The sequence below is a fragment of the Kitasatospora sp. NBC_01287 genome, from assembly GCF_026340565.1.
GTDB lineage: Bacteria > Actinomycetota > Actinomycetes > Streptomycetales > Streptomycetaceae > Kitasatospora.
The window spans coordinates 18,340-44,031 of sequence record NZ_JAPEPB010000003.1 but is presented as its reverse complement, the minus strand read 5'-3'; the positions used below and the strand labels follow the sequence as shown (position 1 = coordinate 44,031).

Below are 25,692 nucleotides of genomic sequence, written 5' to 3'. Positions count from 1 at the left end.
CCTGTGCGAATCATGATCGAACGACCTTGTTGCCTTTCACGGTAGGGCACAAGGTTCGCTCGTGGATAGCGAGAGAACCTTGCAACCTTTCAAGAGAAGCTATACAGTCGAGTCGTCCCCATCCGAGACGACTCGATTGGAGAGCTCACAGATGCTCCCGGAGAGCCCCCCTGTACTGACCGTGAGAGAGGTGGCAACAGCTCTCCGGGTCAGCGTTCCGACCGTCTACCGCTGGGTGAAGGACGGCGAGCTCGAAGCCATCCGCCACGGGAAGCAGTGGTCCCGTGGCCAGGCCGGCCGAGGCGGAGCGATTCGCATCCCAGTTGCCGTGGTCGCCGCGAAGCTGCAAGCCATCTACGACTTGGGTGAGGTGGCGTGATGGCCGAGCCCGCTGAGCAACCGCCTACCGACCCGCTCGCCGCCGCTCAGTCCGCGGCCGCTGCGCTCACCGACTTCACTCTCACCGGCGAGCAGCGCGCCGACGCCGTCGCCGAGATCAAGGAGCACCTGCGGCAGGCCGACGAGGCCCCGCGGTGAGCGTCGACCGGGCCCGCACGATGGGCCTCACCGCCCGGGAAATCGCCGAAGCCCTCACCGACACCCCGCTCGACGAACCCGTTGACTACCCGCACCCCTCCGCACCCCGCTTCGGCTGGGGGGCGCCCGACATCGGCGCCTGGGCCACCCGCGACATCTACGGCCGGCCCGCCGCCTGGAACGCGTTCGGCGAAAACCTCAAGGAGCAGCAGTGACCACCACCTGGCCCGACGGCGTCATCGCCCGCTACCTGACCGTCGGCGGCGCCACCGTCGACATCGAGGACATCGACCCCGACCGTGTCACGGCCTGGTGTTTCAGCCCGTGCGGATCCACTCGCACGTTCCTCGGCCCGCACCTCTACGAGCAGGACCAGCCGATCCGCGACGCGAAAGCGTGGTCCCAAGCCCACGCCGAAACCTGCCGCGCCCGGCCCAGGCCGAACGGAGCCCAGCGGTGAACGCCCCGGTCGGCAGCCCCTGCCAGGCATGCGGTAACCCCACGGGCCCGCAGGATCCGCCCGCCCGCTTCGACGGATTCCTGATCCACGCCCGCCACCTCACCGACCCGCACAGCGGCTTCTACGGAGGCACGCCCGACACCGAGGAACCCCAGTGAACGCCAGCAACACGCCCGCTGAGCCGCCGCCCGCCCCGGTACTGATCCACCTCGACTGGCTGGAGACCGGAACCCCCGGCGGCAACCCCCCGAAGCCCGAAACCCCGCAGGAGCAGCAGTGAGTGTCTCCCCCGAGGCCTGGCAGGACGCGCCCGACGGGCTCTGGACGGACGAGGCCGAGGCGACCGAGGCCGACTGCTACACCGAGCAGCTCGCCGACCAGATCCTCGCCGAACTCGCCCAGTGAGCGCCCTTCATCGCCATGCCGAGGACAACCTGTCCGTCGCCACCGCGCCCTCGGCAGGCCCGCACCCCACGACCACGACCACGACGACCCGCAAGTCCAGCGCAACGCCGAAGACCTGATCCGGATCCTCGGCTACCTAGCCGATCGCCAACCTGTCAGCCGATAGACATCGAAAGGGAACTGTCATGCCCATGTTCGGAATCGGCGACGAAGTCACCGTGATCGACACCGAAGGACAGCCCACCAAGACTCTCGGCCGCACCGGCCGAGTTGTCGACACCGCCGGAGACGAACTCGTCGCCGTCGCCGGCATCGACCACAAGGTCACCGAATGGCTCCTCGGCGAGCGCGCCTACCGCCCCGACCAGCTCAAGAAGGTCTGACCGGTGAACCTCGACCAGCGACTCGACCGGGCCCTCGACGGCTACAACCGCGACGTCGTCAACCCGCAGCAGTAACTGCGCCCCGGGGCGGCCGCCCATCCGACCAAGAACGCCGGCCTCCCCAGGCCCCCCATACCCTCACAAGCCGATAGAAATCCGACAAGACAAGGGAACCCACGATGGCCGCCACTGCCACCCCCGCCGACTTCCCGATCCTCCTCCAAATGGTTGCAGCTGATCGCCGCGGCTACGTGGCCGACAGCTTCCTGGAGCAGGCCACGACGTACGGCACCCCCGCCGAGAAGGCCCTGATCCGTCGGCACGCCATCCCCAGCCACTCGCTCAGCGGCCGAATCGAGGCCGTGATCGAGGCCCTTGCCCGGGAGCTCGGCGTCGAGATCCCGGAGCTCACGCCCCGCAGCTAGCACTACCCCGGGGCGGCCGCCAGGTCGCCAAACTCACCGACCTCCCCGGGCAACCCTGCCACCCGCATCGAGCAGAAGGGCCACCGCCAGTATGAACATCGCCACCCACCTCATCCGCAAGGGCGCCAGCCGCATCATCGCCGACCGCGAGGTCAAGCGGATCCGCGCCGAGCACGACGAGTTCGTCCGCAACGCGCAGATCGGCGTCACCTACTACACGATCAAGCCGTACTGCCAGTACGACGAGCAGCCCGGCCGCCCCGTCCACGTCACCTACACGTTCACCGCCCACGGCCGAGGCATCCGCGCCGGGCAGCTCATCACCGACAGCGGCAGCGGCTCCTGGGCGATCTGGTACCAGAACGGGCCCCTCACCACCACCCGGCTACCCACCGCGGTCGACCACCGGGACGCCGACGACCGGGCATTCGGCGGTGCCGCAGCCGCCGCCCAGCAGCGAGTCACCGCCGCTGTCGAAGCGGAGATGCGGCGCCTCTACCCGGCTTCCGTCGACCAGCTCATCGCGGCCTGACATGGGCCCGCACCGGGACCGTCCGATCTACGTCGTCACCGCCTCTCACCCCGACGGCAGCCCCTACCACGACTACCTGTGCACCAAGATCACCGGCGGGCCCTATCCCTGCACCGGATGCGGCCGGTCCGCCTACGGCGACAACGACCGCGACCAGAAACTCGCCAACATCCGCGCCAACGGCCTCACCCCCCACTGGCGCGTGGCCCCGGAGAACTGACGTGCACCGGATCGGCTACTACGCCATCGCCCTCGGCGTGCTGATCGCCGCCACCGAAGCCATCACCCGGCCGACCATCACGACCCGGAGCTGACATGGACCCCCGAGAGACAGCCGACGCCTACCGCCGTGCCCGCCGCGCCGGAGACGACGACCTGTGCAAGCAGATCGTCGGCGAGGTGACCGCCCGGTTCGCCACCCGAACGACCGACGGAACTGAACTCGCTGCGCTCTACCGGGCCAACCGCGACACCCCGCTCGCTCAGCCCAATGCCTGATCGCCGTACGGCGCCTCCACTGACAGGGAGTCCACACATGAGGCACTTCAGCTACCACGCCACCGTCCGCGACTTCCACGGACGTGTCCTGTTCCAGGTCGGCAATCCCGGCATTCCCGTCTCCAACGACCAGGCCACCGACGAGCAGATCCGCCAAGAGATCAAGCGCATCCTCATCGAAGGCCAGCAGTGGGAGATCAACCTCACCCGCGTCAGCTGAGCAACTGATCGCCGTACGGCGCCGCACAGCCCCGCCATCAACCCCAAAGGACCACCCCATGCCCACCTTGTCGCTGACCCGCGACGGAGCCGACACCCCGGTCCCGCTCGGCGACTACGCCGGCACCCTCATCACCGAACTGCACGACACCATCGGAGCTGGCGTCAGCGTCAGGCAGATCACCACCCAGGTCACGGCCCCCCACACCCTGGGCTCACTTGCCGCCGGACTCACCACCCTGCTCCACGTGCCCGGCGCCGTAGTCGACCTCGCCATCACCTCCAGGTAGCAAGCCTGAGCACCGGCCGGCGCCGCACAGCCCCTGCTCTGTGCGGCAGCCGCAGGCACTCAGACGCGCCGCCTCGAAAGGACACCAATCGTGATCACCGTCAAGGCAGGAAACGACCTCGCCCTCCGCTGCACCTGCGGCTCCTACGCCTTCCGCGGCAACTGGACCGACTACGAGCCGTCAGGCACCTGGCGCGAACGGCGCGCCGGCCGGGTCGACGCCCACTGCCACGGCTACTGCGCCAACTGTGGCGAACACGTCCACACGGTCATCGAAAACACCCGCTGCGGCCGCCACGACCCCATCGACCTCTAGCCACCCCACCAGGAGCCCGTCATGCGCGCCCTCTTTGCCTTCCTCCTTCTCAGCATCGCCTGGCCCGCACTCGGCACCGCCGCCATCACCGCCAGCACCTGGCTCGCCGCCAACCTCACCCTCGACCTCACCGCCGCCGCCCTGATCCTCCTCGCCCGACACCGACCCCACCGCGCCCACCCGATCATCACGTTCCTCGCCGGCGCCGCAATCGCCACCTGGATCACCGGCCACCGACCCAAGCCCACACCGCTCACCACGGCCACCGGCCCCCAGATCCCCGCCTAACCCACCACCAACCACTCGAAGGAGAACCGCCGCCGTGACCGCCCACCGCGAACGCCTCGCCCTCGGCGCAGCGCTCGTCATCATCGCCCTCACAGTCGCCGCGTTCTGGCTCTCCTACGCCCACCTGCACGCCGTCGCCGCCGCACACGGCCTCGGCCAGTCCCCGGCCCGCTCCTGGGCGTGGCCCGCCACCCTCGACCTGTTCATCGTCGCCGGCGAACTCCTCATGCTCCGCGCCTCCCTCGCCCGCGCCACAGACTGGTGGGCCATCGGACTCACCGTCGTCGGATCCGGCGGCTCCATCGCCCTCAACGTTTTCGGCGTCGGCGGCCACGACCCGCTCGCGTACGTCACCGCCGCAGTCCCACCGACCGCCGCTCTGCTGGCCTTCGGCGCACTGATGCGCCAGGTCCACTCGCTGCTCTCCGATCACGACGAAGTGACGCCCGTCGACCATGAATCGGCGTACCTCCCGAGCGCCACGGACGCCGCTAGCGTGGCGCTCCAGCGCAGCTCCCAGAGCGCCACGCCAGGCGCCGCCAAGGCGCCCCGAACCAGCGCCCCGGCCACCACCCGGAGCGCCCCGGCAACCGCCACGATGGCGCCCTGGTCGCCCGCGCAGAGCGCCACGCAAGGCGCCACCGTCAGTCTCGTGAAGCGCTCTCAAGGCGCCGCCCAGAGCGCCCCGGTGAGCCTGACGAAGCGCCACCAGAGCGCCCCAACACCGCCCGTCGTGGCGCCCCCGCAGCGCCCCGCCCCCGCCACAACCACCGCCACCAAGGCGCCCCGACCGGCCGCCACAAAGCGCCCCAAGGGCAACCTCCGAGACGCCGCACGCGACGCCATCAAAGCGCTCTACGAAACGAACCAGAAGCGCCCTCTGGAATCCGAGATGGTCGCCGCACTGAAGGCAGCGAAGCTCCCGCACTCCCGCCAGTTCGCCAACGCCCGCCGGCTTGAGATCGAGAAGGACGACCCGGCGCTGGCCGCACTCGGCTCCCAGAACGTCCGCCCCCTGACCGGCTCCTGATCAGCCGCGACCACCGAAGGAGTACTTCTGATGGCCCAGTACATCGGCTACGCGCCGGCCCCGGCCGACCTGCCGGGCCCCCGTACGACGATCTCGACGACCGTGGCGACGGCCCCGACGACGACAGGGGGCAATCGCTCACAGACCGTCACAAATCGGGACACGTATGGGAACTCTCCGTACCCGCCGTCATCGTCGCCACGACCCCGCCGCACCCGATTCTTCATCTCCTGCACCACGGTCGTCATCCGCGCCACCAACTGGGCGCTCGCCCACCGGTGGGAACTCGCCCCCGCCGCCACCATCGCCGCCCTCACCACACTCGGCTGGTGGCAACACGGCACACCGGGCGCCGGCTGGGAAGCCGCCGGCTACCTGGCGCTCGCCGCCGGCTCCGGCACCGCAGCCGCGCACGGGCTTAAGCACAAGCACCAGCACCTGTACGGCGCGGGAGCCGGCCTCGCGGTGGCGTTCGGCGACGTGGCAGCCGGGACCGGATTCGGGCCTGACGCGGCCTCGCTCACCGTGGCGGCAATCAGCACCGCACTCGCCTATGCGGCGTACGTGCCGTGGCTGGCCGAGCACGGCAAGGGCCACAAGCACCCGGCGCGCCCCGCCGAGACAGCGGCTGCCATCGGGCCGGAGACGGGAACACGCCGCGCCCGGCAGTTCGCGGGCACGCCGAAGCCGGAGGACCCGAACAACGAGGCCCTGGCGGAGAGTGGCCAGCCGGTCGAGGTCGACAGCGTCTACGAGGCGCTTCAGCACAACCCGTTCTTCGACGATGTCATCCCGTACGCCGATGACGAGAGCGATGACCTGGCCGATCCGATCCGGATCGGCTGGGACGAAACCGGGGAGCCCGTGTATCTCACGATGCTGTACCGGCACACCCTCGTCGCCGGCGCTTCGGATTTCGGGAAATCCGGCCTCGTCAACCTGATCATCAAGAAGCTCCTCCGGAAGCAGCACGCCGAACTGTTCGGCATCGACATGAAGCCGGGCGCCCCCGAACTCGGCCCATGGGAGCCGACGCTGCGCAGGCTCGCCCGCACCCCGGAGGAAGCCCGCGACCTGCTCCAGTTCATCCGGGCAGAGTGCGACCGGCGCGGCGCATTCCTCGCGGACTTGTCCGCCAGCTCGATGGCCTCCGGCCGCGGCCCGGTCCGCAAGTGGATCCCCGGCGTCCACGGGCCCGCCTGGTGGATCGTCACTGACGAGCTGGCCGAGCTGATCCGCCAGGACGAGGAGCTTCGCAAGCTGGAAGCAGAGATCCGCAAGGTCAGTGAGGACCCCGAGCCTGCCGAGCCGAAGATCTCCACCACCTACGAGAGTCTGCTGGCGATGGCCCGTTTCCTCGGCATCCAATTCATCTCCGCCACGCAGCAGCCCTCCGCCAAGGTTTTCGGCGGCAACACCGATGCGCGCGGGAACTACGCCAACCGGATCTCTACGCGGGTCGGCGAGGCCGGGCACACACAATTCATCTTCGGCAGCGGCTGCACCGGGAAGGGCTGGAAGCCGGAGGAGCTGACCAGGCCGGGCGAGTTCTACCTGGGTGCTCCGGAGATGCCGTTGGTGGACCCTCCGCAGTGTCGGGCCGAGTACGTCACCGACGCGGACATCGGTGCGGACGTCGGGCACTACTTTCAGGCTGGTCACCGCGGGCCAGCGGTGGTGGTGACGGAGCCGAAGGTGCGGATGCTGAAGTCCGTGCCGGCCGATGCGGCTCCCGCCGAGCCTGAGCTGGTATTCCCGGACGGTTCGGCGGTTGGTCGCAACGACTGGCCCGACCTGTACCGGGTGTTCTGCCGCCTGTGCGCCGACCGGGGTTACGCCACCAAGGACGACCTGGTGGACGGGGGGCCGTTCAACTCCCGTGACACCGTGCGCCGGGCCACCGAGGAGTGGCTGACCCGCGGGGTCCAGGTCCGCAAGGCCGGCCGCGCTGAGCAGTTCTACCTACCCGACACCGCTACCGATTCCGATGACTGACCAGGAGACCCTCATGTATCAGGACACCGCCCCCGCGACGATCACGACACTGCTCGAGCCGAACACCACGATCCCCGCCCAGCTCGCCCCATACGTGCCACCCCCGCAGCCCACGATCATCCCCGCTGCGAGCCCCGCCGTTCCCGGCGTCATCATCGGTGTCGACGGCACCCCCTACTACGGGCACCCGCCGATCATCTACGCCCAGCCCCAGATGCTCGCCGACCCGCAAGCCGCCCAGATGGTCGGCCGCGGCGCGATGCTCGCCGGCGGAGGCATCCTCGCCGCCGGAGTCGGCGTCGGCGCCGCTGAACTCGTGTCAGCCGTCGCGGCCGCCGGCGTCGGGGCCGGTACCCTCCTTGCCGCTGCGGCGCTGATGGCGATCGGGAAGGCCAAGGCACCCAAGCGGATCGTCAACCACATCAACCGCCGTGAGGAGTACCACCAGCACGTCACGAACACCGCTACCGGCTGGCTCGGCCGGGCAACCGGCTCCATCAATTCGGCGAGCAACCACACGACCAGCAGCACGATCAGCTGAACACCGCCCACCCGTCGGCGCGGTGCACCACACTGGAACCTCACACCGAGGGGGACTCTGTGGCCGCACCGCGTCGACGCCGCACCAACTACCGGCCAGGGCGCCGCCGCACTACCATCCGTCGACCACGCCGCAGGTACGGGCTGTTCTCCCCGCCCGTCATCCTCACCGCCAGCGTGCTGGTCGCGATCGGCTCCCCCACCATCGGGATCCCGATCCTGGTCCTGGCCGTTGCCGGGCTGTGGTTCATGAAGCCCCGCCGTGTTCGGCGCATCGTCCGGGCACCGCGCAGGCCGGCCACCATGCGGCCGCGCATGGCCAGCGCTAGCATCGGCAGCTACCAGGCCATGACACCGGGCCAGTTCGAGCACGCCCTCGCCGCCCTGTGCCGCCGCGACGGCTGCACCAACGTCCAAGTGGTCGGCGGCGCAGGGGACCTCGGTGCCGACGTCATCGCCACCCTTCCCGACGGCCGACGCCTCGTCATCCAAGCCAAGCGCTACGCACTCACCACCAAAGTCGGCTCCGGTGACGTACAGAAGGTCGGCGGCACCGCCCGGCAGATCCATGGCGCAGACATCGCAGCCGTCGTCACCACCTCCACGTTCACCCCCGCAGCACGCTCCTACGCGACGCAGGTCGGCATCCGCACCCTCGATGGGAACGCCCTGGCCCGCTGGGCGAGCCGAACCGGGGCCGCACCCTGGCAGTGACATCCTGGACCGCATGACCGACTGCCCCGCCACCGCCACCATCCAACTCGGCGGCGAACTCTGCACCGCCATCTGCAACCTGCCGCCCGGCCACCACGGCCCCCACGAAGACATCGTGCTCGGCGAATGGGGCAGCCCCGAAACGGCCGCACCCGCGAGAGGATGAACAGCATGACACCCACGAACCCGTTCCGAGTCGATGCGATGCCCGCGGGCGAAGTCCGAGTGAGCGCCACGCTCTTCCCCGAGGAGATACGGCACGGCGCGGTAGTCCGCGGCTTCAGCATCGCTGAGGCGCGAGACCTGGCCGCACAGCTCCTCGCCGCAGCCGAGGTCGCCGAGGCCCATCAGTGACCGGCGATCTGGTGGCGTTCCCGCGGACATGCCTCCGCGAGATCAGGAATGGGATCCGTGCCATGCTCCGCGCACTGGCTGGTGACCCCAATCCGACCATGACGCCTGCGGAAGTCTGGATCGCCCTGACCGGGAAGCAGTTGCCTCGATGAGCTACCCCGACTATCGCAGCGAATGGGCACCCGAGGAGGGCTGAGCTGGGTGGCTGTCACTCAACTCCAACTGTGCTGTGACATGCGATAATTGGCCTACAACAGTACCCCGGCGACGGCGGTAACCGTCCCGGGGTTTGGCCGACTGCATAGGAGTCGACGTGGGCCAGACTAGCCCATTCACCCCCAACGAAATCAGCGACGGCAACTACGGCGTCCGACCAAGCATGGCGGGCCTAATTGAGCTGGTCGACACGTCGGATCCGGCCTTTCCATACATCGCGGCCGTCCTCCGGGACATGCAGGGCGGGGGCGTCGAGCTGAACGAGGCGACCATCGCGATTGCCATCCAGCTTGGACGTCAGAAGCAGGTGCGGAGCAGGTCGATGGGAACCCAGTCCGGCCATGCTGACACTGTCCACCCGACCACTGGCGCGATCGTCTACTACATACGCCGCAGCGAAGCAATCAAGATCGGCACCACTGCTTCGCCCGTGAAGCGCTTTCGGAGCCTCCTGCCCGACGAGATCATGGCGTTCGAACCCGGCGGTTACGCACTTGAAGCTGAACGGCACACGCAGTTCGCGCACCTTCGGATCGCCGCGAACCAGGAGTACTTCACCCCGGCCTCGGATCTCCTTTCCCATATCTCGACTGTGCGGGACCAACACGGCTCTCCCGACCCGGCGTGGCCGACTCTGGGATGGGTGCATCCTCGCTACGCCGTCGAACTCCCGCCACCAGCCACGACGGAGATGGTCACCGCCGCAGATGGTTGCACGCGTCTCGGCGTCAAGAAGAGCACGCTTCACGGCTGGGTTCATCGAGGGCGAATCTCCCCCGTCGGCTACAACTCTCGTGGTCACCAGCTCTTCTACATCGACCACCTGAGGTACCTTGCGCGCCTGAACGCACCGTGGACTGGCTGGACCGACGACGAGGCCACGCTTTCCGCGTAGTGGACAAGATCCCCGGGGAGGTGTCACACTCCGATCCAGCAGTACTACTGCGCCCAGAACCTGGAAGGCCTCCACCATCGGTGGGGGCCTTCACGCATGTCCGGGGGTGTCCGTGGACCGTGTCCTTCTCGAAGTCGTCCCCGAGCATCTCGTCTACGCACACGAGGCCGAGGCGGAGACCGGCGTTCCGCAGCAGGTGCTTCGTCAGTGGGCGCGGCGCGGAAAGATCCACCGCTTCCCCGGTGACGGCCGCCCCTCTGGCCAGGGCCACCTCTACCGGACCATGTACTCCCTGCCGGAAGTCCGCGAGGCCGCAGCGTCCTACCAGCCTCGCGCCGCAGCCGCCTAACTCCCGCCGGCCCGCACCCCCTGCGGGCGTCGAGGCGGGACGGCCCGCGTCCCGAGGGTGGCGCAGGGCCCGGGGGGTCCCGTAGTTGTCCGGCACTCCGAGGGCGCCGACGCCGACCACGGGACCCCACAACCCTCAAGGGAGGAGCACACGGTGGCCGACTGCCTGTGGTGCGGGCACCGCATCCCACCAGACATGGACGGCGAATACTGCTCCACCCGATGCGCCCTCCTCCACGCACGATCAGCAGGAGCCGAGTGACCCAGCACGACCAGGCCACCCGCGCCCTCGACGCCCCGTTCACGCCGCCTGACGACTGGGACCCGATCCCCGGAACCTGCACCCGCTGCGGGCAGCCAGCGTGGCTTGGTGAAACCAAGTGGTGGCACAACGCGGAACCCTGCCAATCCCGCGGCCGCACCGCCGACTTCCTGCCCGACTGAGGAGGCGCCGTGCACTGGCTCGCGCACTTCTTCGGCCTCGACAACCCGTCCGGCCCCGCATACCTCCTCTGGTCCGGTGTCGGCTCCGACGTGAGCGAACTCGCCATCATCGGCGGCCTCATCAGCATGTGGCGCCGCCACAACTGCCACGTCCGCGGTTGCTGGCGAATCGCCCGGCACCCAGTGGACGGCACCAACTGGGTCGTCTGCCGCCACCACCACCCCGACGACCCGCCCACCGCCGCAGCCGTACGCAACGCCAGGCACTGACCGACCCTCACCGCGAAGGAGCACTCCCTCATGCTCGTTCTCCCCACCCGCTCGCAGCGACGCTACGCGTCCCGCAAGCTCGCCCGCCAGTACGCGTTCTACAACGGGCCCGCGCCCCGTTACGAGCCGGTGCGCGACCTGTCCTGCCACGTGCACCACAGGCAGGCGCCGTGCAAGCGGTGCGCCGGCGACACGAAGTAACCCACCCTCACCGCAAGGAGATCACGATGTCCAAGATTGCCGACGAGCTCCGCGCAGAGTTCAACTCCCTCGTCACCAAATTCCACGCCGTCCTCGACAAGCTCCACGGCGACGAGACCACCCTCGCCACCGAGGCTCACGCCGACGAGATGCAGGTCGCCCAGGACGCGAAGCCGGTCGTCGACGAGGTGAAGACCGACGCCGAACAGCTGGTCACCGAGGCCGTCGACGACGCCAAGAACCTCAACACCCCGCCCACCGCCTGACCATGGGGCGCGACGACGCCAGACTCTCTCCCAGCAGGCGAGCCGCCCAGGAAGGCGGCACCGTGTCGGAGAAGCCCAAGTGCGGCGCGAAGACGAGACAAGAGGACTCGAAGGAGTTCTGCACCCTCGCCGCAGGCTGGGGTACGCCACACCCAGGAATCGGACATTGCCGCCTCCACGGCGGGAACACCGGCGGGCAGAAGATCAAAGCCGCGAAGATCAAGGCCGATCGGGAGGTCCAGGTGGTACTCGCCGAACTCGACGTCACCCCAGTCGACGACCCCCTCACCGCCCTGTCCCAGCTCGCAGGCCAGGTCGTCGCCTGGCAGAAAGCCACCGCCGCCCTCGTCAACCGCCTCGGAGACGAAATCCGGTACGAAGGCCACGCCGGGGCTGAACAGCTCCGCGCTGAGGTGCAAATGTACGAACGGGCCATGGACCGGGCCAACACCGTCCTGTCCACCATCGCCCGCCTCGACATCGACGGCCGGCTCGCCCGCATCGAAGAAAGCAAGGCGAAGCTGCTGATGGACGCCGTCCAAGCCGGACTCGCCGCAATCGGAATCACCGGCGATCAAGCCGTCAAGGTCAAGCAGGTCATGGCCCGAAAGCTCAGGGCCGTCTCCGGATAGGCGGTGAGCCGTGCCACGGCTCGACGCAATGACACTGCTGGCCGACAAGCTGGAACGCGGCGACGGGCAACCACAGTGGTCGACCCCCGGCGACCTGGCCGCCCTGGTCGACCCCACCACAGTGCAGACCCCGGCACTCGACCGGATCGACCGTGAGATCGCCTGGGCCTACTCGACCCCCGGCGCCCGGCTGATCATCAGCCTGCCGCCCCAAGAGGGCAAGTCGAGCCGCGTCACGAAGATCGGATCGCTGTGGGCGCTCGCCCGCGACCCCGAACTCCGCATCGCGATCGTCTCCTACAGCCAGCCTCTCGCCGAAGGTTTCGGCCGCGACGTCCGCAACTGGATCACCGTCAACGACGGCGACGAAGGAACTTTCGACATCGGCCTGCGGATCGCCCGCGACTACGGATCCGCTAAACGGTGGCAACTCGAAGGGCACCGCGGCGGCATCGTCTGCGTCGGCATCGGCGGCGGCCTCACCGGCAAACCCGCCGAGGCCCTCGTTATCGACGACCCGTTCTCCGACAAATCACAGGCCGACTCCGCCTACTACCGGGACCGGGTATGGGGCTGGTGGCAGTCCGTCGGATCAACACGCCTCGCCCCCGGCGCCCCCGTCATCCTGATCAACACCAGGTGGCACGAAGACGACCTCGCCGGACGGTTCCTTGCCGCCGACGACGGACACCGCTGGCGAGTCGTCAACATCCCAGCGCTCGCCGACCACGACCCCACAAAGGGCGAGAGCGACCCCCTGGGCCGCGAGCCGGGACAATGGCTCACCTCGGCCCGAGGCCGCACCGACACCGAATGGGAAGCAATCCGTATTCAGGCCGGCAGCCGGGTGTTCAACGCCCTCTACCAGGGCCGCCCCTCTCCTGATGCGGGGAACGTGTGGCAGCGCCACTGGTGGCGCCGCTACACCACCCCCCTGTGGTCACAGCACCCTCACCGACCGGACGCCTACCGGGTCGACGAGGCGGACGAGATCGTCATGTCGTGGGACATGGCCTTCAAAGACACCAAGAGCAGCGACTACGTCGTCGGCCAGGTGTGGGCCCGGCGCGGCGCCAACGTGTACCTCCTCGACCAGGTCCACAAGCGCCTCTCGTTCACGGACACGGTCACCGCATTCACCGCGATGGCCGCCCGCTGGCCGCAAGCCACCGCCAAGTACGTGGAGGACAAGGCGAACGGCACGGCGATCATCGACACTCTCAAGTCGAAGATCCCCGGGATCGTGGCCATCAACCCGACCGAGTCGAAGTACGCGCGGGCCAACGCCGTCGCCCCGGTCATCGAGGCCGGCAACGTGTTCCTCCCGGAGGCGGGGATCGCCCTGTTCGACCCCGAGGAACTCATCGACGAGGCTGCAGGGTTCCCCAACGCGGCGCACGACGACCAGGTCGACGCCACCAGCCAAGCCCTCGCGCAAATGCTCCTCGACGGCACCGGCGCCCAAGCCTGGCTGGCGTACGCGCGCCGCAAGGCCGAGGCCGCCACCGCTCCTGCCGCCGAACCCGCCCTCGAGCAGGCAACCCCAGGCAACCCCGAAGACCCAGCCGACATTCACAAAGCCGCCCGAGACGCCGCCTTTCGAGCCGCACGCCGATAACCAAGGGGGGTCCACGTGCCCGACCCCCGCCGCCTCACCAAAACGTTCGGGTCGGGCGCCCCAGCCGCGATGACCGCCGGTGAGAACGCCGCCCTGATGACGCCCTCCGCGCCGTTCTCACCCGGCACACCCATCAGCCCGTACGACGGCTACTCCCGCACACCCCGCGCCCACGAGTACGTCACCAGCTACAACACCAGTGCCCGGCCCCGATCGCACGAGCGGGTCAGCTTTGACAGTCTCCGCGGTCTCATCGAGTCCTACGACGTCGCCCAGATGTGCATCTGGCACAGGATCGACTCGATCCGGTCCCTGGACTGGTCGCTGGTCGCCGCCCCGCACTTCGACGGTGATGTGGCCGACGCAATCAACGTTGGCATGGCGGCCCTGGCGCGGCCAGACCGTCAAACCCCGTTCTCGACCTGGCTGTCCGCCTACCTGTACGACGTTCTCGCCTACGACGCCGGTGCCCTCTACCGGCTGCGGAACCGGCGCGGTGACGCGATCGGTCTCATGAACGTCGACGGGACCACGATCGCCCCGCTGCTGGACTACTGGGGGCGGTCTCCCGGGGGCAGCGCAGAAGCCTACGTCCAGTACATCAACGGCCTGCCGTGGAACTGGTTGACCCGCGGTGACTTGATCTATGAGCCGTTTCGGAAGCGCCCGAACTCACCGTACGGGTTGGCGCCGCTGGAGACGATCCTCCTCAACGCCAACACGGACATCCGCTTCCAGGTCTACTTCCTGGAGCGGTTCACCGAAGGCAACATTCCCCAGGCCTTCGCGTCCGCACCCGAATCGTGGTCCCCCGACCAGATCGAGCAGTGGCAGACACTGTGGGACTCGTTCATGGCCGGGGACCAGGCCGCCAAACACACCATCAAGTGGATGCCCGGCGGGTCCACGATCGCGTGGAGCAACGAGAAGGATTTCACCGACCAGTTCAGCCTCTTCCTGATGAGGAAGACCGCCGCCGCGTTCCACGTCGTACCCAGTGACATGGGGTTCACGGAGAACGTCAACCTCTCCTCCGGCGAATCCCAGGCCGACGTACAGCACCGCGTCGGTGACCTCCCACTGATCCGCCACCTGCAGCACATCCTCAGCGCCTTCCTCCAGGACGACCTCGGGCTCCCCCTCAATTTCACGTTCGACCTGGGCGAAGAGCAGGCCGACCGGCTACAGCAGGCCCAAGCCGATCAGATCTACATCCAGAACGGCGTGATCGGCGCCAGTGACATCCGCTCCATGCGGTACGGGCTCGAAGAACCCGAAGGCATCCCCGTGCCAAGGTTCATCTTCGACGCGCGAGGCGGCCCCATCCCGCTCGCCTCCCTGTACGCGGTCGCCGGACAGATCGACCCGGCAACCGCCGCACCAACCCCCGGCACACAGCTACCGCACACCGCTTTCGCCGGCGTCGAGGGCGTCATGCCGAACCCCCCGGTGCTCACCGCACCGCTCGCCGAGCAGGAATACGGGCCCTCCGCACTGCCTCCTGCACCACCGCCACAGCCAGCCGCCCCGGGTTCTGCCCCAGTGGCCAAGGCCGGCAGCGGCCAGCAGCAACGCGAGCAAGAGGCAAAAGCCGAACTTGCCGCGTTCCGGAAGTTCACCAAGTCCCGGCACCGCGCCGGCCGATGGAGGGACTTCGAGTTCCGCACCATCGACCCTGTCCGGGCACGCCGCCTCAACCAAGACGGCAGGCTCGCCCTTCGTAAGGCCGACGGTCAGGTTGCTGTAGCCGGCCTCGCTGTCCAGGCCGCCGACACCGGCCGGGTCCTGATGCTGCAGCGGGCCCTCGACCCCGAGGATCCGGCCGCCGGCACCTGGGAGATTCCAGGCGGTCACCTTGAAGGAGATGAGACACCGCTTCGGGGCGCCTGGCGGGAATGGTCAGAGGAGACCGGCTGCATACCGCCGCCGGGATGCCAGACCGGCTCCTGGACGAGCGCCAACGGGGTCTACCAGGGCACCGTCTGGACCGTCGACTCCGAGGACTGGGTGCCGCTCAGCAGCCGCGACCAGGTGTCGAACCCAGACGACCCGGATGGCGACTGCATCGAGGCGATCGCCTGGTGGGACCCGGCCCAACTCGCCGGCAACCCCGCCGTGCGACCTGAACTCCTGGCCAGCCTTCCGGACGTGCTCTCCGCGCTCGGCATCGAACCGGATGACGCGCCGGGGGAGTTGCTGAAGGCGGCTGCCAGCCCAAAAGGATCGGCCCCTGACGGGGCCTGGCCCGGATGGGAGCTGGATCTTGCCGTCGCCGCGCACTGGGCTCCGCTTATCGCCGCTGCGCTCGCCGGGGTCGTCACCATCGACAGGGCACGCCGGCTGGTCAACGGCTACACCGCCCAGCAGTCGGAACAGCCGACCATCGACGATGCCATCGACTGGCTGGACGGGCAGGGCATCGACCTGACCGACCCGCTCGTTCCCGTCCTGACCGGGCTGACCACTGACGCCTATCTCCTCGGCGCCGCCTCTGCTCAAGCCACCGTCAGCGGCGGCGATCTGCAGACAAGCGGCTGGCAGCCCGGCCAGAGCGGCACCGCGCGAGACCGGATCGAAGAGCTGGGACTCGCCGCCGGACTGACTGCCGTCCTTGCGGCCATCCCCGCACTGGCCGACAAGGTGGCCGACACCCGCATGAAAGCCGTCGCCCACATGCTGGCAACCGGTCCAGTGGCTGACATTGACGCGCTCGCCGAGGCGGTCAGCGATGCTGCCTCCGACCCGGGCGCAGTTGAGGCCGTTGCGGTGACCGAAACCACTCGCGGCGCCGCGACAGCGGCCGCCGACTACTACCAGCAGCAGAAGGTGCACGAGGGCCGATGGCTGACCGAGCCGGACGGCCGCGTCTGCCCCGTCTGTGACGCCAACGCGGCCGCCGGCCCCCGACCGATCGGGACCAACTACCCGAGCGGCGACATCTCACCACCCGCGCACCCGCGCTGCCGGTGCGCCCTCGTCCCCGCCTAGGAGGTGGCCAAATGCCTGAGCAGCGTTACCTCTTGGGGGTCGCCTACCAGGCCGGACCCGACCCGCGCATCCAGCGCGGCGCCGACGGCGGCCGCGACTACTTCTCGGCGGACGAGCTGGAGAAGGCCGCATGGAGCTTCCTTCCCGGCGGCGCCGAAGTCGGGCTGTTCCACGGACCCGAGGAAACCGTCGGCCACTTCACCGTCACAGAGTCCTACATCTACCGGGGCCCCGACTGGGATGTCGGCGACGGCACCATCGTCAAGGCCGGCGACTGGCTCCTGGGTGGCATCTGCGACGAGACCGCGTGGCGGCTCTACAAGTCCGGCCGGATCACCGGCTTCTCGCCGCAAGGGCAGGCGCGGCGCATCACACGACGGAGCACCGAATGACCTCACGCGCCGAGGACGAGTTCACCGAGCTCGTCGACGCCGACATCCCCCGCGTGGACCTCGTCGACAAGGCCGCCAACGGCACCACGTTCCTGATCGCCAAGCGAGCGGATGGCACAGGGCTCATGGGCTCGGACCTTGTGCGTGAGCTCATCGGAAAGTCCGTACCTGACCCCGCCCTGGAGGAGACCGTGACGATGACAGGCAGCCCCGGCGCGCTCATGAAGCTCATCCACGAAGCGGCCGCGCGCCACGAGCCCGCCGAACCGGTCGCAAAGACGGGCGAGCGGAACGCCCAGGACGACGGGGTCACCAAGGCGCTCGTCACCGGCGAACTCGACGACAGCGCCGACGGCATGGACCCCACCGTGGTCCTCGCCGCACCCGACACCGACGACGCCCCTGGCGACCCCAACGAGCCCGGCAGCCCCGCCTGGGAGGCCGTCGACGCGGCCACCGCCCAGAAGTGGATCTCGATCGCGGTCCGGCTCAAGAACGCCCTGGGTGTCCTCGCCGACCGTGAGCTGCTCGAAGCTGCCACCGTCGACCCCGATGACGCCGACAACGCGTGGGACCTGCAGGACGCCCAGTGCGCCCTCGACTACGTCATCGACACCCTCGCCGGATTCGCCGTCGACGAGCAGGCCGAGGCCGAGCTGTGCACCGAGGCTATGGAGCAGGTCGGCAAGGCGCTTCGAGGATTCGACGTGGCGCCGCTCGCCACCTTCGAAGCGCTCGCGCCGATCGCGAAGGCAGGCCGCAGCCTGTCCGCGGCGAACGAGCAGGCGATCCGGGACGCGGTCGACAGCCTGCAGAACGTGCTCGCATCCCTGCCCGCCGCACCTGTCGAGAAGAGCAGCGGCCCCGTGGTCGCCAAGACCGCACACGAGGAGCCGAACATGCCCGTACCGACCGAGAGTTCCGACACCATCGACGCGTCCGGCCAGGAACCCGCGATGGGAACCCAGGAGCCGATGGCAAAGGCCGACGGCGAGAAGGCCCCCGTGGTTGTCTGCTACGACCAGAAGGGCCGGCTGATCGGCATCGCAGACCCCGCCGACATCACCCCCGTCGCGAACGCGGAAGCCGATCCCGACGACATGGATAGCTCCGACAACGCCGACACCTCAGACGACTCCCCCGAGACGGCGGACGACGCCACCCAGACCACCGACCTTGACCCGCAGCCCGCGGACCAGGCCGGAACCCCCGCCGACGCCACCCCCGACGACGGCGCAGTCACCAAGCAGACCGACGACACCACCCTCTCGGACATGTTCAAGAGCAGCCTCCTGGCCGCGGTCGAAGACGCCATGACGAAGCACAGCGCCACCCAGGCCGAAAAGATCGCCAAGACCGGCGATGCGGTCCTCGAACTGGCGGAACTCGTCGAGACGCTCAAGGGCCGCATCGGGACGCTGGAAGAGCAGCCCGCCGAGCCGAAGGTCTTCACCCAGGGGGCCGGTCCCGTCCCGCAGCACCTTCGCGGACAGAACCACGGCGCCCCGGCCATCGACGTCGGCAAGGCCCAGGAACTCAAGAAGAGCCTCATGGCCTCCACCGACGCCGTCGAACAGCGAAACATCGCGGCCCTCATGAACCAGCAGGCCCGCCTCGCGTTCGACCAGCTCCAGCAGCGCGGCTAACCCCAGCGCCCCACCCACTTCGAAGCCCCCGACCGGCCAACGCCGTCGGGGGCTTTCGCATACCCCGAAGCAGGTGCTCATGAACACCCAGCAGGAAATGACGGAGGCCACCCTCGCGGCGATCGCCAAGGCCTCCACCAACGGCATCACCACCGCAACCGGCCTGTACTCCTACGATCTCGGGCCGCTCGTCCAGCTCGTCCCGGTCGTCACCCCCGCCCGCGACGCCATCCCGCGCGTCACCGCCACAGACGGCAACCCCTACGCCGTGTGGAGGGCCATCCTCAACAACACCAGCGCCCAGCCCAGCCCGTTCATGGGCCTGGACTACGCGGCGAACGTCTCCAAGGTCTCTGAGCAGGATTTTCAGGCGAAGTACATGCGCTCCGGCATGGGTGGCACCGTCACCCTCGACGCGCAGGATTTCTCCAAGGGCTACTCCGACGCCAACGCCGTCGCAACCTTCCAGACCCTGAACCAGGTGCTGATCGGTGACGACCGCGCGCTCGTCGGCGCCCAGAGTTTCCCGCTGGCCCGGCCGGCCGCGCCCACCCTGACCCAGCACGCCACCGGCGGATCGATCGGTGCTGTCCAGGTGTACGTCGGTGTCGCTGCTCGCACCGGGATCGGCTACTACTACGGGACCGGCAACAGCCAGGGCAACTCGGCGAACACCACGTTCGGTTCCGGCACAACCAACAGCCTCACCGCGACGGTTGGCGCGGTGCGGGGTGCCGTCTGCTACGACTGGTTCCAGTCCGCGAACGGCACCACCTGGTACTACTACACCACCACCACGGTCAACACGGTCACCATGACCTCGGTCATCTCCGCCAACAACGCCCTCCCCTCCGGCCTCGCCGTCCCCGACCTGTCCGTGAACTGGAAGGGCACCGCGAACACGGTCCCGACCATCAACACGGCCGCGGACAACAACTCCGGTGACCCCACCCAGTACGACGGGCTCCTCGCCTCCCTGTCCGGCGACTACTCCTCGACCGGCCAGTGGGTGCAGTCCGGGACCGCCAACACCAACCCGTCGACGTTCTCCTCCCTGGACGGGGCCGGGCTGACCCTGGGCGGCGGCAGCATCAACGAGTTCAACCAGTACCTGTTCCTGCCGCTGTGGAACGCCGTCAAGTGCAGCCCCACGGCGCTGATGATGAACGCGGCGCAGGCGCAGGAGACCGCGACCCTCATCCTCGGGTCGACCGGCGCGACGACGTTCCTCAACACCGACTCCTCGGGGCGTCTCAACGTCACCGCGGGTGGCCGGGTCGGCAGCGTCATCAACGCACCCGCCGGCGGCATCGAGGTGCCGATCGAGGTTCACCCGTCGGTGCCGCCCGGCACCATCGTCGCGCGAACGGACAGGGTTCCGTTCCCGCAGGCCAATGTGTCCAACGTGCTGGAGTACCGGGCCCTGCGCGACACCTACCGGTACGACTACGCGAGCGCCCGTCTGGCGAACACCGCAGGTGGGGGGCCCCGAGTCGACTACGAGATCGAGTCTCTCGGTGCCTTCGTGAACCGAGCGCCTGTGGCGATGGCGGTCTTGTCCAATGTGGCCTGACCGGCACTGATTTCACCTGCTTCCTGCCACCTGGGGTGTGTCAGCATCCCAGGTGGCAGGTGACGCCTTTCCCTCGCCAGTCCTACAGGAGGTGCGATGGCGCCCACGCGGGCAACAGCCCCGTTCACCACACTTGCCAGCACCCAGGAACTATTCCGCGCCGACGGCCTGACGCTGAACAGCAACTCGGACACCGTGACCGCGAACGTCAAAAACCAGCTGACGAACCAGGTCGGTGGTGTCATCGACGTGTCGGCGGTCTCGAACGGCTTGCTGATCGTCAACGTCGGATCGGTGGCAGGGAGTAGCCCGGGGCTCGCTGTGTTCTTCGACGTTCAGGACGCGTTCGGCAACTGGGTCCTCACCTCAAACCCCACCGCGATCTCCGGTGTCGTCCTCGGCTTCGCGACACCCGTCTGGGGCAACATCTCGACCGGTTACAACCTGACCCTCAACGGCAGGATCCGCTGGGTCGTCACTGGAACTGGAAGCCCGGTATTCAGTGGCGTCTCGTTCTCCCTGTTCGGACGCTGACCGACAGCACATCACCCACCCTCACTGCCGATTGGAGAGCAGGCATGCGCCTGTACTCGCGCACGGGCGCCACCGCGCTCGACGACCCCGAATATGGTCATTTCGAAGCCGACGCGGACGGCGGCTTCGACCTGCCCGATCCACTCGCTGCCAGGGAGCACGGCTTCGCTGTGCGTGGGGCGCGGATCTGGGAGACCGACATCGAGCGGCAGCACAGGCTGATCGCCGAGGAGGTCGAGCGCCGCAAGGACCCGGCGACACTGCTGCAGGCGGTCGAGCAGCTGGTGAACGCCCAGAGCAATTTCCGGGAGCAGTCGGCTGCTGAGACCCCGGCCAAGCGAACGTCCAAGCGAACCACCTCCTCTCGAGGCGCCGAGTAGACAGATGAACGGCGGTGATGCAGATGCCTGCTACGCCGTACATCACACCGGCGATGCTCACCTCGGCGCCAGCCGGGATCTCCTGGACCGTTGTCCCAACGCTCACGGCCAACACCCAGCAGCAGGCCGCCCAGTTGGCGCAGGTGTGTTGGCAGGCAACGTCGGCGGTGGACCGGTACTGCCGGCAGCCGTTGCGGGCTGTCATCAACACGGAGACGGGCTCCGGGCCGGGGTTGCCGCGGATCGCTTCGGACCGGTCCACCTGCAGGGGCACGATCGTGACGCGCCGCTGGCCTGTGACCGCGGTCGAGGCCATTCAGACGTCACCGTCCACTGCGTTCCCACAGCAGTGGACGGTGGTGCCGGCCGGGCAGTGGAAGATCAGGCAGCCGGTGATCATGACGGCAGCACCGACGCCGGACACCGGCCCGTCGGGCGGCAACGTCATTGATGTGGCACCGGGTTACATCACCTGGGACCGCGGTCGTGGCGGCTGGGACGTGATGACGTCCTACCAGTCGGGTCACCCGCACGCCGGGCTGACCGCAACCGCAACCGCTGGCGCCCAGACCGTGCTTGTGGATGATGTCACCGGATGGGCCGGGGCTGTCGGCTTCCTGTACGACGGGGTGTCGACGGAGCTGGTCGAGGTGGCATCGGTTGCGGCGACGGTTCCGGTGCAGCTGCCCGGGGTCGCTGGCGCGGTGCAGGCCGGGCCAGGCGTGCTCACCTTGTCCCAGCCCCTGACGTTCAACCACAGCTCGGACGCGGTCCTGTCCGCACTGCCGCCGGACGTCATCCGGGCCACCGCGTTGCAGGCTTCGGTGATGGCGTTGGAGACGATCGACGCGATCTCCACGCAGTCCCTGTCCGGGCAGATGGCCGGCGGCACGACCGTCCTCGCTGAGGAGGTCGAGATGATCCTTGACGACTACCGGCGGGTCGCGTGATGGCGCGCACCCGCACCGCGCGCGGCGGCAGCGGTGGTGCGACGGGCGGCGCCGGGGCTCTGCGGTTCCTCAACCGCACGATCACGATCATGCGGGGTGTCGAGGCGAACCCGTACGGGGACCTCTCCGACGTCGGGATCCCCCGGTACACGGGCGTGCAGGCAGCGATCGCCGAAACCTCCCAAACCTACTTCGACGCGGCTTCACAGCGGAATCAGATCATCCGGGCCATCGAGTGCATCGTCCCGGCGTGGGTCGACGTCGAGACCACGGACACGCTGATGGACGAGTCCACCGGCTACTACTACATGATCGAGGGAATCCGGGAACAGCCAGGCATCGGCTACTACCCGGCCCCGAAAGTCCTCACCCTGCGCATGCGTTCAGGTATCAACGTCACCTCGGACTAGGGGGCGCCATGACGAACCGCGTCGACATTGACGACTCGTGGCACGCCGAGGTCAGCGCCGCGGTGGAGGCTTTCCTCACGGACAGGCTCGGCCCGGACATCGTCAGCGACGCCAAACGGTACTGCCCGGAGCGCACCGGGGCACTGCAGGAGAGCATCGAGCACCACCTCGAGGACGGCGACTTGATCGTCTCCGCGACGGGCGGTGACGACGGTCGCACGTACGCGGCGTACGTGGAGCTGGGTACGCGGCCGCACGTCATCCTGCCCCGGGACCGTAGGGCGCTGTTCTGGCCGGGTGCTGGCCATCCAGTCGGAAAAGTCGACCACCCGGGCACACGCCCCCAGCCCTTTCTACGTCCGGCGCTTTTCAAGGAGCGCGGCGAGTAGCACAGCAGGGGGTGACCTGTGACGACTCCTTCCCTGCCGCTACTGCCGAACGATGAACTCGTCGCGGCCGCATGGCTCGGCTCGATCCCGGGCCTCACACCAACCATGGTCGGCACCCAACTGCCCCCGGATGTTGATCCGCAGGGCCTGGTCGCACCGTGGATCGCGACCGGCTTCATCACCGTGTCGGTCATCGGGGGGACCCCGGACCCGCTGCTGCCCATCAACCGGCCGGTGCTGCAGGTCGACTGTTGGGCTGCTGTGCCAGGCAGCAACAAACCGCCCTGGCACAAGGCCGCGGCGCTCGCTTCGGCGATCAGGTACGCGACGTGGGACCGGCGCCGCATTCCGCGTCCGCTGGCGCTGTCCGCCGCGGGCGTCACCTACCCGCAGGCCGTGGTGCAAGGCGCCTACCTGGCCACGGCTTTCCGGCGGCTTTATGACGACCAGGGTGATTACGCCTGCTACCAGGGGGACTTGGTCCTGTCCTGGGTAGCACCCACCGATGTCTTCGAGTGAGAGGACCCGCTGTGGCCGAGTACGCCACCGTTCAGACGACGATTTTCCCCGGCCCGATTGAAGTGCCACTGGACGAGGTGCAGGTGCTGCGCTCGCAGGGCCTCCTCGTCGAACCGGCCGCTGCACCCACCGACCCCGACCTTGCGCCGGCCCCGAGGGGGAGCGCGCAGAAGGACATGACGCCATGAGCCTGCTCAGTCTCTCCCCCACCCAGCTCCCCAGGACGGGCGCTTCCGCGCCTCTCAATCTCACGACGCTCATGGCAGCCGGAACGCTCGGCTCAAACACCGGTGTGACGTGGGCGAACACCGGCCGGGAGTTCCTGGTCATCGCTGTCGCCTCCGGCGGGTCGACGTGCTCGATTCCGATCGGCACGACGATCGAGGGTCAGGCTGTCGCCCCGCTCACGCCGACGCTGACCGCGTCAGCGACGAACGTCATCGGCCCGTTCCCGAGCGACGAGACCCTCGGCGGTGTGATGACCGTGAATTTCGGGACGGCGGCCAACGTGACCGTCGCGCTCGTGCAGTACATCGGCGTCATCTGACCCTCCCTGCGCACCACGTCCGGGCCCGCCACGTGCGGGCCTTTCGCATGCCCGCGCCCAGTTGCGGCGCCTGATCCAGAAGGATTGATCGCCTTGACCGTGAATGCGGCAAATTTGGTACTAGGTCCGGCCAGGCTCTACGTCGCCCCTTTCGGTGCCACCGAGCCACTCGACTCCGCCGTGACCCCCAATGGCCCGTCGAATCCGCCGTCGGCGCCGTGGACGGATGTGGGCGGCACTGACGGCGGTGTGACCTTCGAGGTCGACAACACGTACCAGGACCTCCAGGTCGATCAGCTGACCATGATGGTCGGCTCCCGGCTGACGGCCATGAAGATGACCGTGACCGCGAAGCTGTCGGAGATGACTCTCGCCAACCTCAACACCGCGCTCAACAGCATCGGTACGACGGGTGGCGGCACCGGCTACAGCACGCTGGACATTCCTGTGGGCTCGTCGTCAACGCAGCCGACGTACGCGGCGCTGATGATCGATGGGTGGGCGCCGACGCTGTCGACGAGCGCTCCGGCGCTGCGGCGCATCATCGTCCGCAAGGTGCTGTCGCAGGTCAAGGCCACGCTGGCGTACGACAAGAAGACGCAACAGAGCCTCGACTGTACGTTCACGGCGTATTTCGTGAGCAGCAGCATTTCGCCGGTCCACATCGTCGACCAAACGGCGTGACCCGTCCCGGCACGTGAGCCCGTGCCGGGACCCAGCCAATCACCCTCAACCCTCAAGCGAGATTCACATGGCAGCAACCGTGAGAGCAAAGGCCCCCGCGAAGCGCCCCAGCCGCACCGCGCCGGATCCGACACCCACCCCCGCGGCCGGCGGGGCGGTCGCCTTCGAGCCGCCGCGCCTGACGAGCAGCACAGCGCCGGCGGAGCGTGTGCCGCTGTTCTACATCGATGACCGCGAGTACTCGGTCACGCTCAAGCCCGGTGTCAACGTCGGCCTCAAGTACCTGCATTTGTCGCGGACTATCGGCGAGGCGCAGGCCATGGACTACCTGCTGGAGAAGCTCCTCGGCGCCGAGGGCTACCAGGCGCTGATGGACTACGACGACCTGACGCAGGAGCAGTTCCAGGGGATCTGCGAGATCGCCTCAAGGTTGACTGTGGGCGCCCTGGAACTCCCAAAAGCCTGACCGAGCGGGTCGCCCAACTGGCGTGGATTCTGGACTACTTGGACGACATTGAGTCCGACCTGTCCGTGTTCCACCGCATCGACGACCCGACCGCACTCGACGGTCCGCGGTATTTCCGGTTGGTGTGGCGGCTGGCCGCCTACCAGGGCGTGATGCAGGCCCGCACGCTCGCGGCGCGCGACGAGCAGCAGCAGTCTCCCGCCGCCGGCCCGCGTCACGAGGCCGGTACAGGCCGACGCGATATCAACCCTGGGATACGAGCCACCTTGCAGGCGGAGCCGGCGTTCGCCGGTGTTTTCTCTTTCGGGGCCCCTGACGGCTGACTGGTGAAAGGGGGCC

The 25,692-nt window shown here is 68.4% G+C and carries 45 protein-coding genes; all 45 read left to right on the top strand.

The window, feature by feature from the left end; all coding sequences use genetic code 11:
• Positions 1-61 precede the first annotated feature (61 nt).
• The 45 genes from OG455_RS41400 (at position 62) to OG455_RS41180 (ending at position 25,676) form a co-directional block, all read left to right on the top strand.
• The gene (locus OG455_RS41400) at positions 62-379 is read left to right on the top strand and encodes a helix-turn-helix domain-containing protein (protein WP_266300563.1); all 318 of its coding nucleotides are present in this window, start codon (positions 62-64) and stop codon (positions 377-379) included.
• On the top strand, positions 379-537 hold the full coding sequence (locus OG455_RS41395) for a hypothetical protein (RefSeq protein ID WP_266300562.1): 159 nt from the start codon (positions 379-381) through the stop codon (positions 535-537). Before OG455_RS41400 ends, OG455_RS41395 begins: the two co-directional genes overlap by 1 nt.
• Positions 534-752 (top strand): hypothetical protein, encoded by a 219-nt coding sequence (locus OG455_RS41390; protein ID WP_266300561.1) that lies wholly within the window; start codon positions 534-536, stop codon positions 750-752. Before OG455_RS41395 ends, OG455_RS41390 begins: the two co-directional genes overlap by 4 nt.
• Positions 749-997: a hypothetical protein gene (locus tag OG455_RS41385; protein WP_266300560.1), complete on the top strand. Its 249-nt coding sequence runs from the start codon at positions 749-751 to the stop codon at positions 995-997. The genes OG455_RS41390 and OG455_RS41385 overlap by 4 nt, the downstream gene beginning before the upstream one ends.
• Positions 994-1,155: a hypothetical protein gene (locus tag OG455_RS41380; protein ID WP_266300559.1), complete on the top strand. Its 162-nt coding sequence runs from the start codon at positions 994-996 to the stop codon at positions 1,153-1,155. The genes OG455_RS41385 and OG455_RS41380 overlap by 4 nt, the downstream gene beginning before the upstream one ends.
• Entirely contained in the window at positions 1,152-1,277 is a 126-nt protein-coding gene (locus OG455_RS41375) for a hypothetical protein (RefSeq protein ID WP_266300558.1), read from the top strand. The genes OG455_RS41380 and OG455_RS41375 overlap by 4 nt, the downstream gene beginning before the upstream one ends.
• The gene (locus tag OG455_RS41370) at positions 1,274-1,402 is read left to right on the top strand and encodes a hypothetical protein (protein WP_266300557.1); all 129 of its coding nucleotides are present in this window, start codon (positions 1,274-1,276) and stop codon (positions 1,400-1,402) included. The genes OG455_RS41375 and OG455_RS41370 overlap by 4 nt, the downstream gene beginning before the upstream one ends.
• 185 nt (positions 1,403-1,587) lie before the next feature.
• Positions 1,588-1,785, top strand: a complete 198-nt coding sequence (locus OG455_RS41365; protein WP_266300556.1) for a hypothetical protein — start codon at positions 1,588-1,590, stop codon at positions 1,783-1,785.
• Positions 1,786-1,964: 179 nt separating this feature from the next.
• Positions 1,965-2,210: a hypothetical protein gene (locus tag OG455_RS41360; RefSeq protein ID WP_266300555.1), complete on the top strand. Its 246-nt coding sequence runs from the start codon at positions 1,965-1,967 to the stop codon at positions 2,208-2,210.
• Positions 2,211-2,301: 91 nt separating this feature from the next.
• A complete protein-coding gene (locus OG455_RS41355; RefSeq protein ID WP_266300554.1) occupies positions 2,302-2,742 on the top strand; it encodes a hypothetical protein in 441 nt (146 codons plus the stop codon).
• A gap of 1 nt (position 2,743) precedes the next feature.
• Positions 2,744-2,962, top strand: a complete 219-nt coding sequence (locus tag OG455_RS41350) for a hypothetical protein (RefSeq protein WP_266300553.1) — start codon at positions 2,744-2,746, stop codon at positions 2,960-2,962.
• Between the two features lie 95 nt (positions 2,963-3,057).
• The gene (locus tag OG455_RS41345; protein ID WP_266300552.1) at positions 3,058-3,240 is read left to right on the top strand and encodes a hypothetical protein; all 183 of its coding nucleotides are present in this window, start codon (positions 3,058-3,060) and stop codon (positions 3,238-3,240) included.
• A 37-nt stretch (positions 3,241-3,277) separates the two neighbouring features.
• Positions 3,278-3,460, top strand: coding sequence for a hypothetical protein (locus OG455_RS41340; RefSeq protein ID WP_266300551.1), 183 nt, complete (start codon positions 3,278-3,280; stop codon positions 3,458-3,460).
• Positions 3,461-3,518: 58 nt separating this feature from the next.
• Positions 3,519-3,749, top strand: a complete 231-nt coding sequence (locus tag OG455_RS41335; protein ID WP_266300550.1) for a hypothetical protein — start codon at positions 3,519-3,521, stop codon at positions 3,747-3,749.
• A gap of 90 nt (positions 3,750-3,839) precedes the next feature.
• Positions 3,840-4,064, top strand: coding sequence for a hypothetical protein (locus OG455_RS41330; protein WP_266300549.1), 225 nt, complete (start codon positions 3,840-3,842; stop codon positions 4,062-4,064).
• A 21-nt stretch (positions 4,065-4,085) separates the two neighbouring features.
• A complete protein-coding gene (locus tag OG455_RS41325; protein ID WP_266300548.1) occupies positions 4,086-4,352 on the top strand; it encodes a hypothetical protein in 267 nt (88 codons plus the stop codon).
• 34 nt (positions 4,353-4,386) lie between these two features.
• On the top strand, positions 4,387-5,382 hold the full coding sequence (locus OG455_RS41320) for a DUF2637 domain-containing protein (RefSeq protein ID WP_266300547.1): 996 nt from the start codon (positions 4,387-4,389) through the stop codon (positions 5,380-5,382).
• A gap of 30 nt (positions 5,383-5,412) precedes the next feature.
• Positions 5,413-7,377 carry an FtsK/SpoIIIE domain-containing protein gene (locus OG455_RS41315; RefSeq protein ID WP_266300546.1) on the top strand — a complete coding sequence of 655 codons (1,965 nt, stop codon included), beginning with the start codon at positions 5,413-5,415 and terminating at the stop codon, positions 7,375-7,377.
• Positions 7,378-7,390: 13 nt separating this feature from the next.
• Positions 7,391-7,918 carry a hypothetical protein gene (locus tag OG455_RS41310; protein ID WP_266300545.1) on the top strand — a complete coding sequence of 176 codons (528 nt, stop codon included), beginning with the start codon at positions 7,391-7,393 and terminating at the stop codon, positions 7,916-7,918.
• 59 nt (positions 7,919-7,977) lie between these two features.
• The gene (locus tag OG455_RS41305; RefSeq protein WP_266300544.1) at positions 7,978-8,631 is read left to right on the top strand and encodes a restriction endonuclease; all 654 of its coding nucleotides are present in this window, start codon (positions 7,978-7,980) and stop codon (positions 8,629-8,631) included.
• Positions 8,632-8,644: 13 nt separating this feature from the next.
• Positions 8,645-8,797, top strand: coding sequence for a hypothetical protein (locus tag OG455_RS41300; RefSeq protein WP_266300543.1), 153 nt, complete (start codon positions 8,645-8,647; stop codon positions 8,795-8,797).
• Between the two features lie 5 nt (positions 8,798-8,802).
• Positions 8,803-8,985 (top strand): hypothetical protein, encoded by a 183-nt coding sequence (locus OG455_RS41295; RefSeq protein WP_266300542.1) that lies wholly within the window; start codon positions 8,803-8,805, stop codon positions 8,983-8,985.
• A gap of 313 nt (positions 8,986-9,298) precedes the next feature.
• Positions 9,299-10,096 carry a hypothetical protein gene (locus OG455_RS41290; protein ID WP_266300541.1) on the top strand — a complete coding sequence of 266 codons (798 nt, stop codon included), beginning with the start codon at positions 9,299-9,301 and terminating at the stop codon, positions 10,094-10,096.
• A gap of 112 nt (positions 10,097-10,208) precedes the next feature.
• Positions 10,209-10,445 (top strand): hypothetical protein, encoded by a 237-nt coding sequence (locus tag OG455_RS41285; RefSeq protein WP_266300540.1) that lies wholly within the window; start codon positions 10,209-10,211, stop codon positions 10,443-10,445.
• A 257-nt stretch (positions 10,446-10,702) separates the two neighbouring features.
• Positions 10,703-10,888 carry a hypothetical protein gene (locus tag OG455_RS41280; RefSeq protein ID WP_266300539.1) on the top strand — a complete coding sequence of 62 codons (186 nt, stop codon included), beginning with the start codon at positions 10,703-10,705 and terminating at the stop codon, positions 10,886-10,888.
• A 9-nt stretch (positions 10,889-10,897) separates the two neighbouring features.
• Entirely contained in the window at positions 10,898-11,158 is a 261-nt protein-coding gene (locus OG455_RS41275; RefSeq protein ID WP_266300538.1) for a hypothetical protein, read from the top strand.
• A 30-nt stretch (positions 11,159-11,188) separates the two neighbouring features.
• Positions 11,189-11,359, top strand: coding sequence for a hypothetical protein (locus OG455_RS41270; protein WP_266300537.1), 171 nt, complete (start codon positions 11,189-11,191; stop codon positions 11,357-11,359).
• Positions 11,360-11,385: 26 nt separating this feature from the next.
• A complete protein-coding gene (locus OG455_RS41265; protein ID WP_266300536.1) occupies positions 11,386-11,625 on the top strand; it encodes a hypothetical protein in 240 nt (79 codons plus the stop codon).
• A 62-nt stretch (positions 11,626-11,687) separates the two neighbouring features.
• Positions 11,688-12,257: a hypothetical protein gene (locus tag OG455_RS41260; RefSeq protein ID WP_266300535.1), complete on the top strand. Its 570-nt coding sequence runs from the start codon at positions 11,688-11,690 to the stop codon at positions 12,255-12,257.
• 10 nt (positions 12,258-12,267) lie between these two features.
• A complete protein-coding gene (gene terL, locus OG455_RS41255) occupies positions 12,268-13,875 on the top strand; it encodes a phage terminase large subunit (RefSeq protein WP_266300534.1) in 1,608 nt (535 codons plus the stop codon).
• A 15-nt stretch (positions 13,876-13,890) separates the two neighbouring features.
• On the top strand, positions 13,891-16,863 hold the full coding sequence (locus OG455_RS41250; RefSeq protein ID WP_266300533.1) for a phage portal protein: 2,973 nt from the start codon (positions 13,891-13,893) through the stop codon (positions 16,861-16,863).
• 11 nt (positions 16,864-16,874) lie between these two features.
• Positions 16,875-17,255, top strand: a complete 381-nt coding sequence (locus OG455_RS41245) for an XkdF-like putative serine protease domain-containing protein (RefSeq protein WP_266300532.1) — start codon at positions 16,875-16,877, stop codon at positions 17,253-17,255.
• Between the two features lie 53 nt (positions 17,256-17,308).
• A complete protein-coding gene (locus OG455_RS41240) occupies positions 17,309-18,901 on the top strand; it encodes a hypothetical protein (protein WP_266300531.1) in 1,593 nt (530 codons plus the stop codon).
• 79 nt (positions 18,902-18,980) lie between these two features.
• A complete protein-coding gene (locus OG455_RS41235; protein ID WP_266300530.1) occupies positions 18,981-20,474 on the top strand; it encodes a hypothetical protein in 1,494 nt (497 codons plus the stop codon).
• 96 nt (positions 20,475-20,570) lie between these two features.
• Complete coding sequence (locus OG455_RS41230) at positions 20,571-21,008, top strand: hypothetical protein (protein ID WP_266300529.1); 438 nt, start codon at positions 20,571-20,573, stop codon at positions 21,006-21,008.
• Positions 21,009-21,052: 44 nt separating this feature from the next.
• Complete coding sequence (locus tag OG455_RS41225; RefSeq protein ID WP_266300528.1) at positions 21,053-21,388, top strand: hypothetical protein; 336 nt, start codon at positions 21,053-21,055, stop codon at positions 21,386-21,388.
• Positions 21,389-21,402: 14 nt separating this feature from the next.
• Complete coding sequence (locus tag OG455_RS41220; protein WP_266300527.1) at positions 21,403-22,338, top strand: hypothetical protein; 936 nt, start codon at positions 21,403-21,405, stop codon at positions 22,336-22,338.
• Complete coding sequence (locus tag OG455_RS41215; protein WP_266300526.1) at positions 22,335-22,748, top strand: hypothetical protein; 414 nt, start codon at positions 22,335-22,337, stop codon at positions 22,746-22,748. The genes OG455_RS41220 and OG455_RS41215 overlap by 4 nt, the downstream gene beginning before the upstream one ends.
• 8 nt (positions 22,749-22,756) lie before the next feature.
• A complete protein-coding gene (locus tag OG455_RS41210) occupies positions 22,757-23,137 on the top strand; it encodes an HK97 gp10 family phage protein (RefSeq protein ID WP_266300525.1) in 381 nt (126 codons plus the stop codon).
• An 18-nt stretch (positions 23,138-23,155) separates the two neighbouring features.
• Positions 23,156-23,656 (top strand): hypothetical protein, encoded by a 501-nt coding sequence (locus OG455_RS41205; protein WP_266300524.1) that lies wholly within the window; start codon positions 23,156-23,158, stop codon positions 23,654-23,656.
• 11 nt (positions 23,657-23,667) lie between these two features.
• Entirely contained in the window at positions 23,668-23,844 is a 177-nt protein-coding gene (locus tag OG455_RS41200; RefSeq protein ID WP_266300523.1) for a hypothetical protein, read from the top strand.
• Positions 23,841-24,203, top strand: a complete 363-nt coding sequence (locus tag OG455_RS41195) for a hypothetical protein (RefSeq protein WP_266300522.1) — start codon at positions 23,841-23,843, stop codon at positions 24,201-24,203. Before OG455_RS41200 ends, OG455_RS41195 begins: the two co-directional genes overlap by 4 nt.
• Before the next feature lie 99 nt (positions 24,204-24,302).
• Positions 24,303-24,887, top strand: coding sequence for a hypothetical protein (locus OG455_RS41190; RefSeq protein ID WP_266301087.1), 585 nt, complete (start codon positions 24,303-24,305; stop codon positions 24,885-24,887).
• Between the two features lie 67 nt (positions 24,888-24,954).
• Complete coding sequence (locus OG455_RS41185; protein ID WP_266300521.1) at positions 24,955-25,353, top strand: hypothetical protein; 399 nt, start codon at positions 24,955-24,957, stop codon at positions 25,351-25,353.
• A gap of 38 nt (positions 25,354-25,391) precedes the next feature.
• Entirely contained in the window at positions 25,392-25,676 is a 285-nt protein-coding gene (locus OG455_RS41180; RefSeq protein WP_266300520.1) for a hypothetical protein, read from the top strand.
• The last annotated feature ends 16 nt before the right edge of the window (positions 25,677-25,692 follow it).

What these genes read in the sequence shown, in the direction of transcription:
- OG455_RS41350 (WP_266300553.1), top strand. Translation starts at nt 2,744, where the DNA reads ATGGGCCCGCACCGGGACCGTCCGATCTACGTCGTCACCGCCTCTCAC.
- OG455_RS41335 (WP_266300550.1), top strand. Translation starts at nt 3,519, where the DNA reads ATGCCCACCTTGTCGCTGACCCGCGACGGAGCCGACACCCCGGTCCCG.
- OG455_RS41325 (WP_266300548.1), top strand. Translation starts at nt 4,086, where the DNA reads ATGCGCGCCCTCTTTGCCTTCCTCCTTCTCAGCATCGCCTGGCCCGCA.
- OG455_RS41360 (WP_266300555.1), top strand. Translation starts at nt 1,965, where the DNA reads ATGGCCGCCACTGCCACCCCCGCCGACTTCCCGATCCTCCTCCAAATG.
- OG455_RS41185 (WP_266300521.1), top strand. Translation starts at nt 24,955, where the DNA reads ATGGCAGCAACCGTGAGAGCAAAGGCCCCCGCGAAGCGCCCCAGCCGC.
- OG455_RS41225 (WP_266300528.1), top strand. Translation starts at nt 21,053, where the DNA reads ATGCGCCTGTACTCGCGCACGGGCGCCACCGCGCTCGACGACCCCGAA.
- OG455_RS41245 (WP_266300532.1), top strand. Translation starts at nt 16,875, where the DNA reads ATGCCTGAGCAGCGTTACCTCTTGGGGGTCGCCTACCAGGCCGGACCC.
- OG455_RS41295 (WP_266300542.1), top strand. Translation starts at nt 8,803, where the DNA reads ATGACACCCACGAACCCGTTCCGAGTCGATGCGATGCCCGCGGGCGAA.
- OG455_RS41365 (WP_266300556.1), top strand. Translation starts at nt 1,588, where the DNA reads ATGCCCATGTTCGGAATCGGCGACGAAGTCACCGTGATCGACACCGAA.
- OG455_RS41340 (WP_266300551.1), top strand. Translation starts at nt 3,278, where the DNA reads ATGAGGCACTTCAGCTACCACGCCACCGTCCGCGACTTCCACGGACGT.
- OG455_RS41235 (WP_266300530.1), top strand. Translation starts at nt 18,981, where the DNA reads ATGAACACCCAGCAGGAAATGACGGAGGCCACCCTCGCGGCGATCGCC.
- OG455_RS41265 (WP_266300536.1), top strand. Translation starts at nt 11,386, where the DNA reads ATGTCCAAGATTGCCGACGAGCTCCGCGCAGAGTTCAACTCCCTCGTC.
- OG455_RS41270 (WP_266300537.1), top strand. Translation starts at nt 11,189, where the DNA reads ATGCTCGTTCTCCCCACCCGCTCGCAGCGACGCTACGCGTCCCGCAAG.
- OG455_RS41315 (WP_266300546.1), top strand. Translation starts at nt 5,413, where the DNA reads ATGGCCCAGTACATCGGCTACGCGCCGGCCCCGGCCGACCTGCCGGGC.
- OG455_RS41210 (WP_266300525.1), top strand. Translation starts at nt 22,757, where the DNA reads ATGACGAACCGCGTCGACATTGACGACTCGTGGCACGCCGAGGTCAGC.
- OG455_RS41195 (WP_266300522.1), top strand. Translation starts at nt 23,841, where the DNA reads ATGAGCCTGCTCAGTCTCTCCCCCACCCAGCTCCCCAGGACGGGCGCT.
- OG455_RS41355 (WP_266300554.1), top strand. Translation starts at nt 2,302, where the DNA reads ATGAACATCGCCACCCACCTCATCCGCAAGGGCGCCAGCCGCATCATC.
- OG455_RS41345 (WP_266300552.1), top strand. Translation starts at nt 3,058, where the DNA reads ATGGACCCCCGAGAGACAGCCGACGCCTACCGCCGTGCCCGCCGCGCC.
- OG455_RS41300 (WP_266300543.1), top strand. Translation starts at nt 8,645, where the DNA reads ATGACCGACTGCCCCGCCACCGCCACCATCCAACTCGGCGGCGAACTC.
- OG455_RS41395 (WP_266300562.1), top strand. Translation starts at nt 379, where the DNA reads ATGGCCGAGCCCGCTGAGCAACCGCCTACCGACCCGCTCGCCGCCGCT.
- OG455_RS41230 (WP_266300529.1), top strand. Translation starts at nt 20,571, where the DNA reads ATGGCGCCCACGCGGGCAACAGCCCCGTTCACCACACTTGCCAGCACC.
- OG455_RS41310 (WP_266300545.1), top strand. Translation starts at nt 7,391, where the DNA reads ATGTATCAGGACACCGCCCCCGCGACGATCACGACACTGCTCGAGCCG.